This is a genomic window from Bradyrhizobium xenonodulans (assembly GCF_027594865.1).
Lineage (GTDB): Bacteria > Pseudomonadota > Alphaproteobacteria > Rhizobiales > Xanthobacteraceae > Bradyrhizobium > Bradyrhizobium xenonodulans.
In genome coordinates, this window is sequence record NZ_CP089391.1 from 2,590,667 (window position 1) to 2,605,707 (window position 15,041).

Genomic DNA, 15,041 nt, shown 5'->3' on the forward strand with positions numbered 1-15,041 from the left:
GTCACGCCGCGGCGGAAATTCCGGACGCCGCCTTGACAGCATCGCGCGGCAGGGTCACGCGGACGACGGTGCCGACGCCGATCCTCGAGCGCAGCCGCATCGAGCCGCCGTGGAGCTGCGCCAGTGAGCGCGCGATTGCCAGGCCCAGTCCCGAGCCGTGATAGGTCTTGGTGAGTTGGCTCTCGACCTGCTCGAACGGGCGGCCGAGCCGCGCCAGCGAATGCGGTGCGATCCCGATGCCGGTGTCGGCGATCATCAGCACGATCCTGTCGTCGAGCTGCCGGCTGCGCACCACGATGCGTCCGCCGTCGGGCGTGAACTTCACCGCGTTGGAGAGCAGGTTGACGATAATCTGCTTGGTGGCGCGGCGGTCGGCAACGACGGAGATCGATTTCTCGATCTCGGCATCGAGCGTCAGGTGCTTGTCCTGTGCGCGCCCGGACACGACGCGGAGCGACTCTGCGAGCGTGTGTCCGAGGTCGAGCTCTTCCATGTCGAGCTTCATGCGGCCGGCCTCGATCTTGGACATGTCGAGGATGTCATTGATGACTTCGAGCAGGTAATGGCCGCTGGTCAGGATGTCCTGGCAATATTCCTGGTACTTTTCCGAGCCGAGCTGCCCGAACATGCCGCTTCCCATGATCTCGGAGAAGCCGATGATGGCATTGAGCGGCGTGCGCAGCTCGTGGCTCATATTGGCGAGGAATTTCGACTTGGTCTGGTTGGCTTCCTCGGCGCGGGTCTTCTCGCGCTGGTATTTCTCGGCGAGATCGGCGAGCTCGTTGGTCTGGCGCTCGAGGGCGGCCTGCGAGCGCTTGAGGTCGATCACGGTGGCGCGCAGGCGCAGATCGTTGTCGACCAGCTTCTGCTCGTGCTCCTTGATGCGGGTGATGTCGGTGCCGACCGAGACGTAGCCGCCGTCCTTGGTGCGGCGCTCGCTGATGTGCAGCCAGCTGCCGTCGTCGAGCTGCGCCTCGAAGGTGCGCGCGCCCGGGCCCTGGCTGGCGGTCTCGTTGTGTCGGGTGCGCACCTCCGGCATACGGCCGACCTCGAGCACGGTCTCGTAGGAGGTACCGGGGATGACGGCGCTGTCGGGCAGCTTGTGCAGGCGCTGGAAGTGCGAGTTGCAAAGCACGAGACGGTCGCTCGCGTCCCACAGCACGAAGGCCTCGTGAATGGTCTCGATGGCGTCGCGCAGGCGCAGATCGGCTTCCACCGTCCGCTCGGCGAGGCTCTTCTGCTCGGTGATGTCGACGGCGATGCCGATCAGGTGCACGCTGGAATCGGTCGCGCCGCTGGTCTTTTCGCAGCGGACGCGGAGCCAGATCCAGTGGCCGTCGACATGCTGCATGCGGAAGGTCTGGTCGATGTGGTCGATCTTCCCGGAGATGAGCTGATTGGCGATCTCGAACAGGTCGATGTCGTCGGACTTCACCAGCGCGTTGACCTCGCCGAAGGTGAGGAGCTCGTTGCGGCCGTCGAGGCCGAGCATCGAAAACATCGATTGCGACCAGAAGATCCGGCCGCGCGACAGGTCCCAGTCCCACAGCCCGCAGCGGCCGCGGTTGAGCGCGGTGTCGATGCGGCCGCGCACGGCGTCGTTGATGAGGTCGCCTTCGCGGGCGCGGGTCGACTGCCAGTGGAAGGCGAAGCCGAGGATCAGGACGACGAAGCCTGTGGTCGCCGACAGCGTCACCGAGAGCGCGGCGTCCGAGCCCCAGATCGGCTCGTTGCGCTCCTGGATCACGGTGACGAGGCCCGGCAGCGACTTGATCTGCCGCGAAGTCGCCATCGCGGCGTTGCCGTTCGGCAGCGTCATGTCGGAGATGTCGCCGTCGCGCGGCGGCGATGCGAGCAGCTGCGCCGTGGTGATCGCATCGAGCAGGCGGTCGTTGCCGGCCGGATCGCTGTCGATGGGAATGCGGGCAAGGATGCGGCGATCGACACCGGCCGAGGTGACGACGACGTGGCGGCCCGAAACTTTGGCTCGGGACGGGATCATGTCGGGCAGCAAAGTCGGCAGGTTCTCGATGTTCTTCAGCCGCTCCTGCCGCACCGAGGTGAGGCGGTCGATGCGCTCGGCGAGCAGGTCGGCGAGCCCGGAGATGTCGTTCTGGATCACCAGGCGCTTCTGGCGTGTCTGATCGACGACCTGCACGAATGCGCCGAGGCAGATCGTGATCAGGAATGCGATGATGAGCGTCGGCACGGCGCGTCGCAGCGCCGGCTCCGCGATCAGGAGCCGATGATAGGCAGGTTTCGCGATCGATTGCGCCAATCCCTTGATCGAATCGGATTGGACGCACGCGTTCGCGGCGTCTGCACGCGACATGCCTTCGGCCCCCTGGAAAACTGCTTACGACGAACTTCGAAAGCAGCCCCACATCGCTTTCGAATCACACCGATTTGAATCCAGTTTTCGCGGGCTGTCGAGAGTCAATGAATCGTTAATGCCGAATAATTCTTATCCAATGGAGAGTTCTTAGCTCTCGCGTCCGTAAATCGACGTGTGCGGTGAGTCCGAAACGAGAACGTGTGACTCCTCGCACATTCTGCATCACGCGCGCGGCGGCTCGGCGTGACTGATGACGCGCTTCACGCTCGGGAACGCGCGGCGCAGCGCGCGCTCGATCGCGTCGACATGCTCGTGCACTTTGATCACGCTCATCGACGGTGCGGCGCGGCAGTGGAAGTTGACGATCTCGCCGGCGTCGGTGTTGCGGACGCGCACATTATGGATGTCGTGGATCTCGCCGCCGGCGGCGTATTCGGCGAGCGCGGCGGCAATCGTCTGCACCCGTTCCGGCGCGGCATCGACGCCGAACGGCAGTTCCGGTTCCAGCGGCTCGATGTGGACGTCGACCTCGACGTCCTCGCCGAACTCCTCCTGGATGTTGCGCTCCAGCGTATTGGCGACGTCGTGAGCGGCCTCGAGCTGCATCCCGGCGTCGACCTCGAGGTCGATGCCGACGATCAGCTTGGTGCCGAGGTCGTGCACCGTGACGTGGTGGATGGCGAGGCCCGAATTGCGCGCGATCACCATGATGCGGTCGCGCACGGTCTCGTTGTCGCGGGCGACGGGGACGGCGGTGAAGGTGAGGTCGGTATCGCCGAACGCCTTGGCGACGGCCGCTTGCGCCTTGCGCTTGATGTCCTCGACCCGGTCGATCGGATAGGTCCGCGGCACCTTTGCGATGGTGTCGATGAACGTGGTCGCTCCGACCATGCGCACGCGAAGCCGTTCGACGTCGATCACGCCTGCTACGCTGCGGATCGCCGCCGTGGCCTTCTCCTGTGCGCCTTCCGGCGCGCGGTCGACCAGCGTCTGCACGGTGGAGCCCGCCATGCGCAGGCCGAGCGCCGCGATCATCACGGCGACGGCGGCGGCGGCGGCGGCGTCGCCCCACCAGAAGCCGAGGCCGGCGAGGATCAGGCCGACGATCACGGCGCAGGACCCCATGACGTCGGAGGCGAAATGCAGTGCGTCGGCGGCGAGCGCCTGGCTGCGCGTTTCCCGTGCGGCGCGGTGCAGGGCGCGGGCGCGCCACAGATTCACGACGATGTCGATCACCAGCACCACGAACGGCACGGCCGAGATGGTCGGCGGCGGGGTTCCCTCGCGCAGGCGGCTATAGGACTCCACCAGGATGCCGCCGGCGAGCACGTAGAGCAGGGCGGTGACGCCGAGCGCGGAGACGCTCTCCAGCTTGCCGTGGCCGTAATGGTGCTCGTCGTCCGCCGGCTTGTCGGACACCCGTACCACCGCCCAGGTGATGATGGTCGCGACCAGGTCGATCGAGGAATGCAGGGCCTCGGAGATCAGGGCCAGCGAGCCGATCGCGATCCCGACCGCGAACTTGGCCGCTGCCATGCCGCCGCTGGCGAAGATCGAGATCGCCGCGACCGAGGTTTTGTCGTGCTGGGGTGTCATGGCGGGGATTTAGCAGGGCGGGGGTGAACATCAAGCGATGATCCACAGCCGTAGTCGCAAGTGAGTTGCAGGAGCGATGGTCTCCACGATCTCGTAGGGTGGGCAAAGGCGCGCAAGCGCCGTGCCCACCATCCTTGCGCGATCGCTGACGCAAGGTGGGCACGCTTCCGCCTTCACTCTTCGAGCTACGGCGGACGAGTCGCTTTGCCCACCCTACGAAACCGGGACTGGAACGACCGCTACGGTGCGGTCACGACGATCTTCCCCAGATGCTTCTTCGCTTCCATGTGCTCGAACGCCTCGTCGATCTTGTCGAACGGATACACCTGGTCGATCGGCAGCTGGAGTTTTCGCGATTCCACCGCGCCCCAGATGTCCTTGCGAACCTGCTCGAAGATCTCGCGGACCTCCTCGATGGTGCGGGTGCGGAAGGTGACGCCGACATAGTCGATGCGGCGCGCGGCATGGAGGTCGAAATTGAAGTCGGCGTGGGTGCCGCCGAGCCGGCCGACATTGACGATGCGGCCCTTGACCCTGGTCGCAGCGAGATTCTGGTTCGCGACTTTGCCGGAGACCTGGTCGACGATGAGGTCAACACCTTCGCCGCCGGTCGCCTTCAGGACCTCGTCGACCCATTTGGGATCGGAGGAGTCGACCGCGAGATCGGCGCCGTACTCCTTCAACCGGCCGCGGCGGGTGGCATCGGTGGACGAGCCGATCACGAGTTTTGCGCCCTTCAGCTTGGCGATCTGCATCGCCATCAGGCCGACGCCGGAGCTGGCGCCCTGGATCAGCACGGCCTGACCGGGCTGCACGCCGCCGATGGTGACGACGGCGTTGTGCATGGTCGCGAGCGCGACGGGCAGGGTGGCCGCCTCCTCGAAGTTCATGTTTGAGGGCGCGCGGAATAGCCGGCCATGGTCGGCCAGCGTGTACTCGGCAAACGCCGCGCCGCCCGAGCCCATGATGCGGTCGCCGACCTTGACGCCCTTGGCATCCGGTCCGAGCTCGGCGACTTCGCCGGCCCATTCCATGCCGAGCACGGTGCCGGCGCCGCCGGCTGCGCCGTGGGCGTGGCCCTTGCGCATGCCGGTGTCGGCGCGATTGAGGCCACAGGCGCGGACCTTCACCAGCACTTGCGTGCCCTTGGGCTTTGGTTGAGCGACGTCGGAAATCCGAGCTCCGTCAGGGCCGTAGACATAAGCCTTCATGAATTACTCTCGCTTCTTGCAGTGATTATTCCGCAGCCTGCGCGCTCGGTCGAGCGATCATGCCTTCGAGCCGGCTGCGAATGATGGCTTCGGCTTCGCGCACGATGCGCGAGACGAGCTCGGCGCAGCTCGGGATGTCCTGGATCAGGCCCTGCACCTGTCCGGCCGACCAGATGCCTTCGTCCGAATTGCCGGTCGCATAGACCATCTTGCCGCGGGCCCCCGCAACGAGCTCGCGGATGTCCTCGAACTTCGCGCCTTCCTTCTCCATCGCGACGACCTTGGTCGATATCTCGTTTTTGGCGACGCGCGAGGTGTTGCGCATGGTGCGGAAGATCAGCTCGGTCTCGCGCTCGTCATTGGCGACGATCTTCTCCTTGATGAGCTGATGGATCGGGCTCTCCTTGGTCGCCATGAAGCGGGTGCCCATGTTGATGCCCTCGGCCCCTAACGCCAGCGCCGCGACGAGGCCGCGCGCATCGGCAAAGCCGCCCGAGGCGATGATCGGGATCTTGATCTTGTTGGCGGCGGCCGGGATCAGGATCAGGCCGGGGGTGTCGTCCTCGCCGGGGTGGCCGGCGCATTCGAACCCGTCGATCGAGATGGCGTCGACGCCCATGCGCTCGGCCGAGAGCGCGTGGCGGACGCTGGTGCATTTGTGCACGACCTTGACGCCGTGCTTCCTGAACTCGCCGACATGCTCCTGCGGCTTGTTGCCGGCGGTCTCGACCACCGTGATGCCGGCTTCGATGATGGCGGCACGGTATTCGGCATAAGGCGGCGGCTTGATCGCGGGCAGGATGGTGAGGTTGACGCCGAACGGCTTGTCGGTGAGGTCGCGGCAGCGCGCGATCTCTTTGGTGAGGTCCTCCGGCGTCGGCTGGGTCAGCGCCGTGATGAAGCCGAGCGCGCCGGCATTGGCGACCGCGGCGACCAGCTCGGCCCGGCCGACCCATTGCATGCCGCCCTGGACGATCGGGTGCTCGACGCCGACGAGCCTGGTGAACCGTGTCTGCAACATGATCTGTTTCCCCCTGGGTGGCCCGCAGGCTCTGTTATCGGTTGGTGGCGGGAGGATGCCGCCGGGGTCGGGAAAAGTCTATTGCACGGGCGTGCGGTGGGGGCGGGGCGATCATGCGGGCGGCGAGGGGATTCCGTGAGGCGGATAATTGATGTCTCACTCCGTCATCCCCGCGCAACCGCGAAGCGGTTGTCGCTGGAGGTGCGAGACATGGGACGCGATGCGTCCCATGGAGAGCCTCGAAGGATGCGCGGCCACGCTGCGGGAGCCGGGCTGTCGCCCTTCGAGGCCTCCGCTTCGCTCCGGCGCCTCAGGGGGACGGACATGGATTGGTGTCCGCTGCTTCAGCCCCGTCGCAATGACGGGAGAGCTACTCCGCCGACAGCCGCACCATCTGGCGGCCGCCGTTCATTTCCTTGAGGCGGTTGACGAAGTTTTCCGGACGCTGCCAGCGATAGGGGACCTGCAGGCCCATGAACTCGGCAATGTCGCCGATGAAACCGGTGCAGTTGGTGGTCTCGGCGTTCCAGACCGGTGAGTTCGCCTGCAATTTCTTGATGTAGGCGAACACGCGCTTGGCGTCGGCTTCGTTCAGATAGACGCGGTAGCTCGCGGTCAGATAGTCCGGATCGAGATCGCCGTAGCTCGCGCCGGTCTCCGACGGCACAAAGGTGAGGTGACCAAGCACGTAAGCGAGCGTGTCGCCGGCCGGCGTCAGGCCCGCGACCTCGACCGCCTTCTCGCTGGTCTTGCCGTACCAGACGAAGGCGTGGCCCCAGCTCGCCGCCGTCCGCGCGCGGAAGTCGACGTAATAGGGACCCTTCTCCGCGCGCGCGACGGAGCGCCGGGTCGATTGCGGCTGAGGTCGTGACGCGCTGTCGGTCGTCGCAAGCGCATTGGCGTCGGCAACGCGCTTGTTCGCTTCGTGGGCCGAGGCCGAGGGCATCATGCAGGCGATCATCGCCGCGAGCGCGAGTCCCGCAAGGATGCAGGATCCCGATCGGTCAGGTCTGTTCGTCACGCTGTCCCCCTCGACTGTCGGCCGCTTACGCAGATCTCTTGTGCGGATCAGTAGCGCGCTGCGACCGGGCCGGGCGCCTTGCCGATCGGGGACTTTCCAATCGGGCTCTTGCCAATCGGCATCTTGCCGATCGGAGCTTGCTCGGAATAGACCGGCACGGGCTGGCGGCGCGGCAGATCCGCGGCGTTCGCAGCCGTCACCAGAGCAAGCGTGGCACCGAGAGCAATTACAATCTTCTTCACAGTCATACCCCTACAAGGTTTGGTCCAAACACGGCTGAGCCGTGCCCCCAGACACGCCTCACAGAAGGGCGGCCGAATGCGTCCAAGTTGCGGCATGCGCGGGACATGTTGGCGGCATTGATCGGGCGTACGCAGATGTGATGTGTCTGGATGTTTCTGGGCGTCGGATGCCGGCCCCTGCGCAGCTTCTCACCCGATCCGGTTGAGGCTGTTCCTGATCGTCGAGAAGATACCGCCGATGTCTTTTCGCAAGGCATCGAGCGCGTTGAAATTGTCGAAGATGCGGCCGAGGCGGTCTTCGACCTCACGCTTGCTTTCGGTCAGCGCGTCGACGCGCGAGGCGAGGGTGACATCGCCGCTCGCTTCGATCTCGCCGACGGTTCTCGCCAGAAGATCGCGTGTGGTGCCGACCTCCGCGATCAGGGCCTCGATGCCGAACACCGGGGCCTTCAGCGGAACGAGGTCGGCCTGCGACTTCGACAGCTCCGTCTTGAAGGCGTTGAGCGTCGCCAGCGTCTCCTGCAACACGCCGAGGCGCTGACGCGACTGGAGCACGAAATCGTTCAGCGCGTTCTGGCGCTCAGTGAGCGTCTTGCCGTCGGGGTCGGTCTCGACATCGGCGAGCGAGCGTTCGAGCTGGGCCTGGCGCTGGCCGAGCTCCTCGAAATCGAGCCGGATGGCTTTCAGGATGTTGAAGCTGTCGTCGATGCGGGCAAGGCGCTGCTCGATCTCGATCTTGTTCTTCGACAGCGTCTCGACGCGGGTGCCGAGCGGCGCTTCGCCGCCGGACTCGAGCTCTTCGATGCTCTTGGCGAGACGGTCGTGGCTGAGGCCAAGCTCGCCGATCACGGCGTTGATGCCGGCGTCGGTCGAGCGCAGCGGCACCAGCTCGGCGTGGGATTTCGCGAGATCTTCCTTGTACTGGTTGAGGGTCGCGAAAATATCCTGGACCGCGTTCACCCGCGTCAGCAGCGTCGATACGTCGCGCGCGATATCCCTCTGCCGGTCGGCGAGATTGTTCTTGCGGTCGTCGGTCTCGAGGTCGTGCAGCGAGCGCTCGAGCTGGTTCTGGCGATCGCGGATCTCGGTGAAGACGGGCTCGACCGCCCGGCGCTGGTCGGCGACCTTGCCCACCATCTCGCGCAGCGCCTGCTGGCGGCGGCGGATGTCGGCGAGCTGGTCATGCATATCGGTGGATTCGTTGCGGCCCTGCTGGAGCAGCGCGCGCTGCTCGGTCTCGCCCAGCTTGTCGTGGAGGGCGGAGACGGCTTCCCTGGGATCGCTCTCGATCAGGTGCTGGACGGTGGCGTCTAGGTGATTTTGCAGGGCGTGGGCGACGACCACGTCTTCCCGAGTCTTCTTGAGCCGGCCGCGGAGGGTGTTGAGGCGCCGGTCCTGGCGTGACAGCCGCCAGGCGGTTGCCCCGATCAGCGCCAGCGCCAGCGCGAGGGGCGCGCCGGTTGCGACGCGCTGCGGGACAGGCAAGCCTCCGAACCAGGCGGGCAGGTGGCCGATATCATAACCAAACGCCTGCTGCGCGAGAAACGCGATGACGGCCAGCAGGACAAACCAGGCAACCAGGAAAAACAGCCACATCGTGACTTCCTCACGCCGGCACACATTTTCGCCATGATTGCTATTGGAGAGCGGAACCGAGATCAAGGGCCGCGCGGCTTGCCGGAGGGTGTCCGGTAGCGCGATCCACGGCTGGTTGCGTCAGCCGATCGGTGGAGGGGGCCTGCTGGAGTTGCCGGGTTCTTCTCGAAGACGCGAGAAGGCTGTCGCCCGCATGAGCGCAGCAACATGCGGGACCACGTCAAGGCCTGTCCCGGATGTCGCTCCGCTCATCCGGGCCACAGCGTCGTGCTCGCTATTATTTCCGGAAGAAGTTCGAGCGCAGCTTGTCGGCGAACCAGACCACGAAGATCGCAGCGAACGCGAGAGCAAAGTACAGAGCGGTCCACAAAAGCGCATTACCGGCATTCGTCATGGCGTCCTCCCCGGCATCAGAAATCGATTGCCGGATAGGATAACGGCGGCCGCGACGGCGCGATTTGCGCAGGATCAATTTTGCCGCGCTGCGGCGAAAATGGCCGGTGGGCCTTCATTCCGGGCACGACGGAGTTGCGCCCGGAATGACCGGGAGGGCTACAGCCGAAACTCGTTCGTCAGCTCGCCGATGCCGTCGATCGCGACGGTCACAATGTTGACCGGCTCCTTCATGACGCCGACGCCGACCGATGTCCCGACGGCGATGAGATCGCCCGGGAGCAGGGTCATGTCGTGGGAGATCTTGCTGACCAGCTCCTGCGCGGTGAAGATCATGTCCGAGATCGGATAGTTCTGCCGCTCCGCGCCGTTGAGGATGGTGCGGACCGTCAGCCTGGCCGGATCGAGGCCGGTCGCGATCACAGGGCCGAACGGGCCGTAATCGTCGATGCCCTTGGCGCGGGCCCATTGCGGGAAGGTGGGGTCGCTGGTCAGGATGTCGTTGGCGGTGATGTCGTTGACGCAGGTGTAGCCGAAGATGAAGCTGTCGGCTTCCGCCGGCGAGACGCGGGCGCAGGTCTTGCCGATGACGATGCCGAGCTCGCCCTCATAGGTTGTCTTGCCGTCGTAATAAGAGGGACGGCGGATCACCGCGCCCGGCGTCGTGATGCTGGTGGTGGCCTTGAGCAGATAGAGCGGCTCCGGCGGTTCGGGCTGGTTCAGCTTGGCCGCGAGCGCGTGAAAGTTGTTCCAGAGCGCGACGATCTTGCTGGGCGCGCAGGGCGCGAGCAGCTCGACCTCCGTCAGCGCCAGAATCTTGCCGGTGGCTGCATGGCGGCCGAACATCTCGCCTTCATGTACGCTGATGCCTGATGAGGTCAGCGTGCCGAAGCCGGTTGCGCCGGCATGGCGGAAGCGGAGCCATTGTTTCATCTCGCCTGCCATCACGCCACCGCCAGTGCGCGCGGATCAGCCGGCGCGGAGACGCCGTCATAGAGGCCGGCGATGCGGGCGCGCTGGGTCACCATCGCCAGCACGGAGTCGAGTGCGGGTGTGGCGATCCCCGTGAGACGGCCCATCTCCTGCACCACGGTGACGAGCGGGTCGATCTCCATCGGACGGCCGCGCTCGAGATCCTGGAGCATCGAGGTCTTGTGCGCGCCGACCTTGCGGGCGCCTTCGATGCGGCGCTCGACATCGACGCGGAACTTGACCCCGAACGTCTCCGCGATCGCCTGCGTCTCCACCATGATCGCGCGTGACAGCGCGCGCGTCGAGGGATCGGTGCAGATCACGTCGAGCGTTGCATGGGTCAGCGCGCTGATCGGGTTGAAGCAGACATTGCCCCAGAGCTTCAGCCAGATCTCGTCGCGGATGCGGTCGAGCACCGGCGCCTTCAGTCCGGCCGCGACGAAGAGATCGGCGAGGCGCTGGACGTCGGACGTGATCTCGCCGGAGGGCTCGCCGAGCGGAAAATTGTTGCCGTAGACGTGCCGGATCACGCCGGGCGCCTCGATCTCGGTGGCGGGATAGACGATGCAGCCGATGGCCCGCTCGGCGCCGATCTCGCGCCATTGCCGTCCGCCGGGGTCGATGCTCTCGAGCGTCGAATTCTCGTGTTGGCCGCCGTGCTTGTAGAAATACCAATAGGGAATGCCGTTGACGGCGGTGACGATGCGAGTGTGCGGCCCGAGCAGGGGCTGCATCTTCTCGATCACGCCGGTGATCGAATGCGCCTTCAGCGTGATGATGATGTAGTCCTGCACGAAGAGTTCGGCAGGATCGTCGGTGCAGCGCGGATGCACGGTGTGCGTCTCCTCGCCTGCGAGCAGCGTCAGACCGCGCTCGCGCATCGCGGCGAGGTGGGCGCCGCGTGCGATCAGGCTGACGTCGGCGCCAGCACGCGCGAGCTGAACCCCGAGATATCCGCCGATGGCGCCGGCGCCGTAGATGCAGATCTTCATGAAATCCTCGCGGGTGACCTGAATTTTGGGACGAAAGATCCGGTCCGGCTCGGAAGGATCCGAGCCGGGGCCGGTAGTCGCAGGGGAAGGGTTGCCGCTCTGAAGCGCGATGAGATCGCGCTTCAGGTCATTGCTTTAGGCCGCTGCTTGCGGCGTGCCGTTGATCGCCTCGTCCATGGCAGCGGCGATGTCGCGCATGCTGATGACGGAGACGAGGCTGTAATCGTCGATCACGGGCAGGTGCCGGATGTGATTGCGGTTCATCAGGTGCCGGACGTGCTCGATCGTGTCGGTCGAGGCGCAGGAGACGAGCTGCTGCACCGAAACGAGCTGCGAGACCTTCACGTTGACCGCATTCGCACCATGCTCGGCGACCGCGCGCACCACGTCGCGCTCGGTGAACATGCCGACCGCAGTGTTGCCCTCGGAACGGACCACGTCCTTGACCACCAGCGCGCTGATGTTGTTGGCCCGCATCAGCTTGGCGGCGATACCCACCGTTTCGTTCATTCGCACCGTGACAACGCGCGGTGTCTTCTTGCGCAGAATGTCTCCGACCAGCATTGCAACCTCCCTAGGGTGAATGACGGATGAAGTGTGGTATACATAATGCCAATCGTCAAGCATTGGATTTGGCGGATCCGAAAAATCTTGCGGCAGTGATGCTGACGTTTGCGCGGCTTCGATTGGGCCAAAAGAAAAGGGCGCATCGCTGCGCCCCTTCCCAATCGTACCTCGGCGTGTGGTGGCTTACGCCGTCTCGGTCTTGGCGTTACCCGTTGCGGTTTCGGCGCTCTCGGCTTCCTTGCCGAGGATGAAGGAGCGGCGCAGCGGCTTGATCACGAACAACGCCATCAGCGCCGCGGTCGCGTTCAGGGCCACTGCCACCACGAACACGGCCTTCCAGCCATACGTGGTCGAGATCACGCTCGCGAGCGGGACGAGCAGGGATGCGGTGCCCTTCGCGGTGTAGAGCATGCCGTTGTTGGTGGTCGCGAATTTCGAGCCGAAGGTGTCGCCGCAAGTCGCGGGGAACAGCGAATAGATCTCGCCGAACACGCCGAAATACACCGCGGTCGCGAGCACGAAGACGACGGGCACGTGACCGTAGGCCGAGAGCGTCAGGAGCATCACCGCAGCGGTGCCGAAGGCGATGAACATGGTGTGCTCGCGGCCGATCGTGTCGGAGACAAAGCCGAAGAACGGACGTCCGAAGCCGTCGAAGATGCGGTCGAGCGAGATCGCGAACGTCAATGCCGCCATCTGGAAGCCGGCGAGCGTGACCGGTGTGTCGGCGATCTTGAAGTCGTGCGCGATCGGGGCGATCTGCGCCGCGGTCATCAGGCCGCCGGAGGCGACCATGACGAAGACGAGATACATCACCCAGAAAATAGGGGTTCGCAGCACCTGCGGCGGGGTGAAGTCGATCTTGGTCTGCGGCAGATTGAGCTGCTTCTTCTTCGGCGGGATCGAGACCCGCGGCGGCTGGATGAAGAAGGCGAGCACGAACACGATCAGGCCCTGGCCGATGCCGAAGGTGAGGAACGCGTGCTGGTAGCCGCTCGATGCGATCATGGTCGCGATCGGCACGATGGTGAGCGCGGCGCCTGCGCCGAAGCCTGCGGCGGTCGCGCCGGCGGCGAGGCCGCGGCGGTCCGGAAACCACTTCAGCGCATTGCCGACGCAGGTGCCGTAGACCGCGCCCGCTCCCATGCCGCCGATGACCGCCGCCGTGTAGAGCAGGGCAAGGCTGTCGGCGTAGGAGTTGAGAATCCAGGACAGCGCGATCATGACGCCGCCGAACATGATGACGATGCGCGGGCCGTATTTGTCGACGAACCAGGCCTCGACCGGCACCAGCCAAGTCTCGGTAACGACGAAGACGGTGAAAGCGAGCTGGATCGCGGCGCGTCCCCAATGGTGCGCATGATCGATCGGATCGACGAACAGCGTCCAGCCGTATTGCAGATTGGCGATCATCGCCATGCAGACGATGCCCATCACGAGCTGGAGCCAACGGAAACCGGTGCGAAGAGGCGCGGCCGTGACGGCGCCATCCGTGCTGGAAATCATCAAGAACCTCCCGATGCGCTTGTCTGGTCGACACCGGTTGCAAGATGACCTGATGTCGCAAATGTTGTGGCTTATCGTCGCAAGCGTGGCGGGGAGCTTGGTATACCATATTCCAGAAAGCAAGCCCTATCTCGGCCACCCCGCGACAAAATGTGCGGTTCCATGGAGCCGGTGGCGATCGCAGAGCCTTCGTGTCAAACGAAAACGCCCGGCCGTGAGGCCGGGCGTCGTTGTTGGGGTCGCTCGCGGTGAAGCGCGGGTCAGACGGTCGATTTGGCGACCACGACCTTGCGCCAGGGCTTGAGCACCGCGATCGCCAGCGCCGAGGCCAGGATGTTGGCGCCGGCCGCGATGATGAACACGCTGTCCCAGGTGCCCGACGATTGCTGCATGTAGTTGGCGATCGGGACCAGCAGCGCGGCGGTGCCCTTTGCGGTGTAGAGCAGGCCCGCATTGGTGGTCGCGAACTTGGCGCCGAACGTGTCGGTGCAGGTCGAGGGGAACAGCGAGTAGATCTCACCCCAGGCGAAGAACACGAAGCCCGAGAGCAGCACGAACCAGAGAGGATCGTGGCCCCAGAGGTAGAGCATCCAGATGCCGACGCCTTCCATGCCGAAGGCGATGAACATCGTGTTCTCGCGGCCGATCATGTCGGAGATCCAGCCGAAGAACGGACGCGTCAGGCCGTTGAGCACACGGTCGATCGTGGCCGCGAAGGTCACCGCGGTCATCGTCACCGCCATCAGCGTGACCGGCACGTTGTCGACCTTCCAGTCGGCCGCGATCGGCTTCAGGTTGGCCGTCACCATCAGGCCGCCGGCGCCGACGATCACGAACATGAAGTACATCAGCCAGAAGATCGGCTGACGCAGCACTTCGGTCGGCTGATAGTTGCGGCGGGTCTGCAGCAGGTTGGCATTCGCCACCACGTTCGGCACCTGGCCCGCTTTCGGCGACAGCAGGAAGAAGGCGAGGATGCAGATGATGATGCCTTGTCCGAGGCCGAAATAGAGGAAGGTGGTCTGGAAGCCACTGTCCTTGATCATGGCCTGGATCGGCGCGACGGTCAGTGCGGAGCCTGCACCGAAGCCCGCGGCCGTGATGCCGGCGGCAAGACCGCGCTTGTCAGGAAACCATTTCAGCGCGTTGCCGACGCAGGTGCCGTAGACGCCGCCGGCGCCGATGCCCGCGACGATCATGCCGAGATAATAGCCGTTGAGCGTGGTGGCCTGCGCGTTGATCGCCCAGCCGATGGCGCAGAGCACGCCGCCGACCAGCACGACGATGCGCGGGCCGTATTTGTCGACGAACCATCCTTCGATCGGCACGAGCCAGGTCTCGAACAGGACGAAGAGCGTAAAGGCCCACTGGATCGACGCGCGATCCCAGCCGAACTTCTTCTGGATGTCGGGGACGAAGAACGTCCAGCCGTATTGGTAGTTGGCGATCATCACCATCGCGCCTACACCGATCGCCAATTGCGCCCAGCGATACGTGTCGCTAACGCGCGCGGCTGTAGGGGCCGTTGCCTGCACCATGTCCGTCATAAAGCCTCCCGTGGCGCCTCTAATTTTTCTGCGAGCGCTGGA

General features: G+C 65.1%; 12 protein-coding genes. All 12 read right to left on the minus strand.

From position 1 onward, the window contains the following. Window position 1 precedes the first annotated feature (1 nt). Window positions 2–2,332 (minus strand): PAS domain-containing sensor histidine kinase, encoded by a 2,331-nt coding sequence (locus I3J27_RS12060; protein WP_270169309.1) that lies wholly within the window; start codon window positions 2,330–2,332, stop codon window positions 2–4. A gap of 225 nt (window positions 2,333–2,557) precedes the next feature. Then, window positions 2,558–3,931, minus strand: coding sequence for a cation-efflux pump (locus I3J27_RS12065; RefSeq protein WP_270169311.1), 1,374 nt, complete (start codon window positions 3,929–3,931; stop codon window positions 2,558–2,560). Window positions 3,932–4,170: 239 nt separating this feature from the next. Then, the gene (locus tag I3J27_RS12070) at window positions 4,171–5,142 is read right to left on the minus strand and encodes a quinone oxidoreductase family protein (protein ID WP_270169313.1); all 972 of its coding nucleotides are present in this window, start codon (window positions 5,140–5,142) and stop codon (window positions 4,171–4,173) included. Window positions 5,143–5,167: 25 nt separating this feature from the next. Then, entirely contained in the window at window positions 5,168–6,163 is a 996-nt protein-coding gene (locus I3J27_RS12075; RefSeq protein WP_270169315.1) for an NAD(P)H-dependent flavin oxidoreductase, read from the minus strand. 370 nt (window positions 6,164–6,533) lie between these two features. Continuing rightward, the gene (locus I3J27_RS12080; RefSeq protein WP_270169317.1) at window positions 6,534–7,184 is read right to left on the minus strand and encodes a hypothetical protein; all 651 of its coding nucleotides are present in this window, start codon (window positions 7,182–7,184) and stop codon (window positions 6,534–6,536) included. Between the two features lie 47 nt (window positions 7,185–7,231). Then, a complete protein-coding gene (locus I3J27_RS12085) occupies window positions 7,232–7,432 on the minus strand; it encodes a hypothetical protein (RefSeq protein ID WP_270169319.1) in 201 nt (66 codons plus the stop codon). Between the two features lie 183 nt (window positions 7,433–7,615). After that, the gene (locus I3J27_RS12090; RefSeq protein WP_270169321.1) at window positions 7,616–9,022 is read right to left on the minus strand and encodes a coiled-coil domain-containing protein; all 1,407 of its coding nucleotides are present in this window, start codon (window positions 9,020–9,022) and stop codon (window positions 7,616–7,618) included. 552 nt (window positions 9,023–9,574) lie between these two features. Beyond that, the gene (locus I3J27_RS12095; protein ID WP_270169323.1) at window positions 9,575–10,348 is read right to left on the minus strand and encodes a fumarylacetoacetate hydrolase family protein; all 774 of its coding nucleotides are present in this window, start codon (window positions 10,346–10,348) and stop codon (window positions 9,575–9,577) included. A gap of 11 nt (window positions 10,349–10,359) precedes the next feature. Then, entirely contained in the window at window positions 10,360–11,379 is a 1,020-nt protein-coding gene (locus tag I3J27_RS12100; RefSeq protein ID WP_270169325.1) for a 2-dehydropantoate 2-reductase, read from the minus strand. 135 nt (window positions 11,380–11,514) lie between these two features. Further along, entirely contained in the window at window positions 11,515–11,943 is a 429-nt protein-coding gene (locus I3J27_RS12105; RefSeq protein ID WP_270169327.1) for a CBS domain-containing protein, read from the minus strand. A gap of 186 nt (window positions 11,944–12,129) precedes the next feature. Then, window positions 12,130–13,452, minus strand: a complete 1,323-nt coding sequence (oxlT, locus tag I3J27_RS12110) for an oxalate/formate MFS antiporter (RefSeq protein ID WP_270169329.1) — start codon at window positions 13,450–13,452, stop codon at window positions 12,130–12,132. A 260-nt stretch (window positions 13,453–13,712) separates the two neighbouring features. Further along, complete coding sequence (gene oxlT, locus I3J27_RS12115; RefSeq protein WP_270169331.1) at window positions 13,713–14,999, minus strand: oxalate/formate MFS antiporter; 1,287 nt, start codon at window positions 14,997–14,999, stop codon at window positions 13,713–13,715. Window positions 15,000–15,041: the final 42 nt, after the last annotated feature.

Bases quoted from the DNA above. Each gene is read 5' to 3' on its own strand.
- I3J27_RS12090 (WP_270169321.1), bottom strand. From the start codon at position 9,022: ATGTGGCTGTTTTTCCTGGTTGCCTGGTTTGTCCTGCTGGCCGTCATC.
- I3J27_RS12075 (WP_270169315.1), bottom strand. From the start codon at position 6,163: ATGTTGCAGACACGGTTCACCAGGCTCGTCGGCGTCGAGCACCCGATC.
- oxlT (WP_270169331.1), bottom strand. From the start codon at position 14,999: ATGACGGACATGGTGCAGGCAACGGCCCCTACAGCCGCGCGCGTTAGC.
- oxlT (WP_270169329.1), bottom strand. From the start codon at position 13,452: ATGATTTCCAGCACGGATGGCGCCGTCACGGCCGCGCCTCTTCGCACC.
- I3J27_RS12100 (WP_270169325.1), bottom strand. From the start codon at position 11,379: ATGAAGATCTGCATCTACGGCGCCGGCGCCATCGGCGGATATCTCGGG.
- I3J27_RS12060 (WP_270169309.1), bottom strand. From the start codon at position 2,332: ATGTCGCGTGCAGACGCCGCGAACGCGTGCGTCCAATCCGATTCGATC.
- I3J27_RS12085 (WP_270169319.1), bottom strand. From the start codon at position 7,432: ATGACTGTGAAGAAGATTGTAATTGCTCTCGGTGCCACGCTTGCTCTG.
- I3J27_RS12065 (WP_270169311.1), bottom strand. From the start codon at position 3,931: ATGACACCCCAGCACGACAAAACCTCGGTCGCGGCGATCTCGATCTTC.
- I3J27_RS12070 (WP_270169313.1), bottom strand. From the start codon at position 5,142: ATGAAGGCTTATGTCTACGGCCCTGACGGAGCTCGGATTTCCGACGTC.
- I3J27_RS12095 (WP_270169323.1), bottom strand. From the start codon at position 10,348: ATGAAACAATGGCTCCGCTTCCGCCATGCCGGCGCAACCGGCTTCGGC.
- I3J27_RS12105 (WP_270169327.1), bottom strand. From the start codon at position 11,943: ATGCTGGTCGGAGACATTCTGCGCAAGAAGACACCGCGCGTTGTCACG.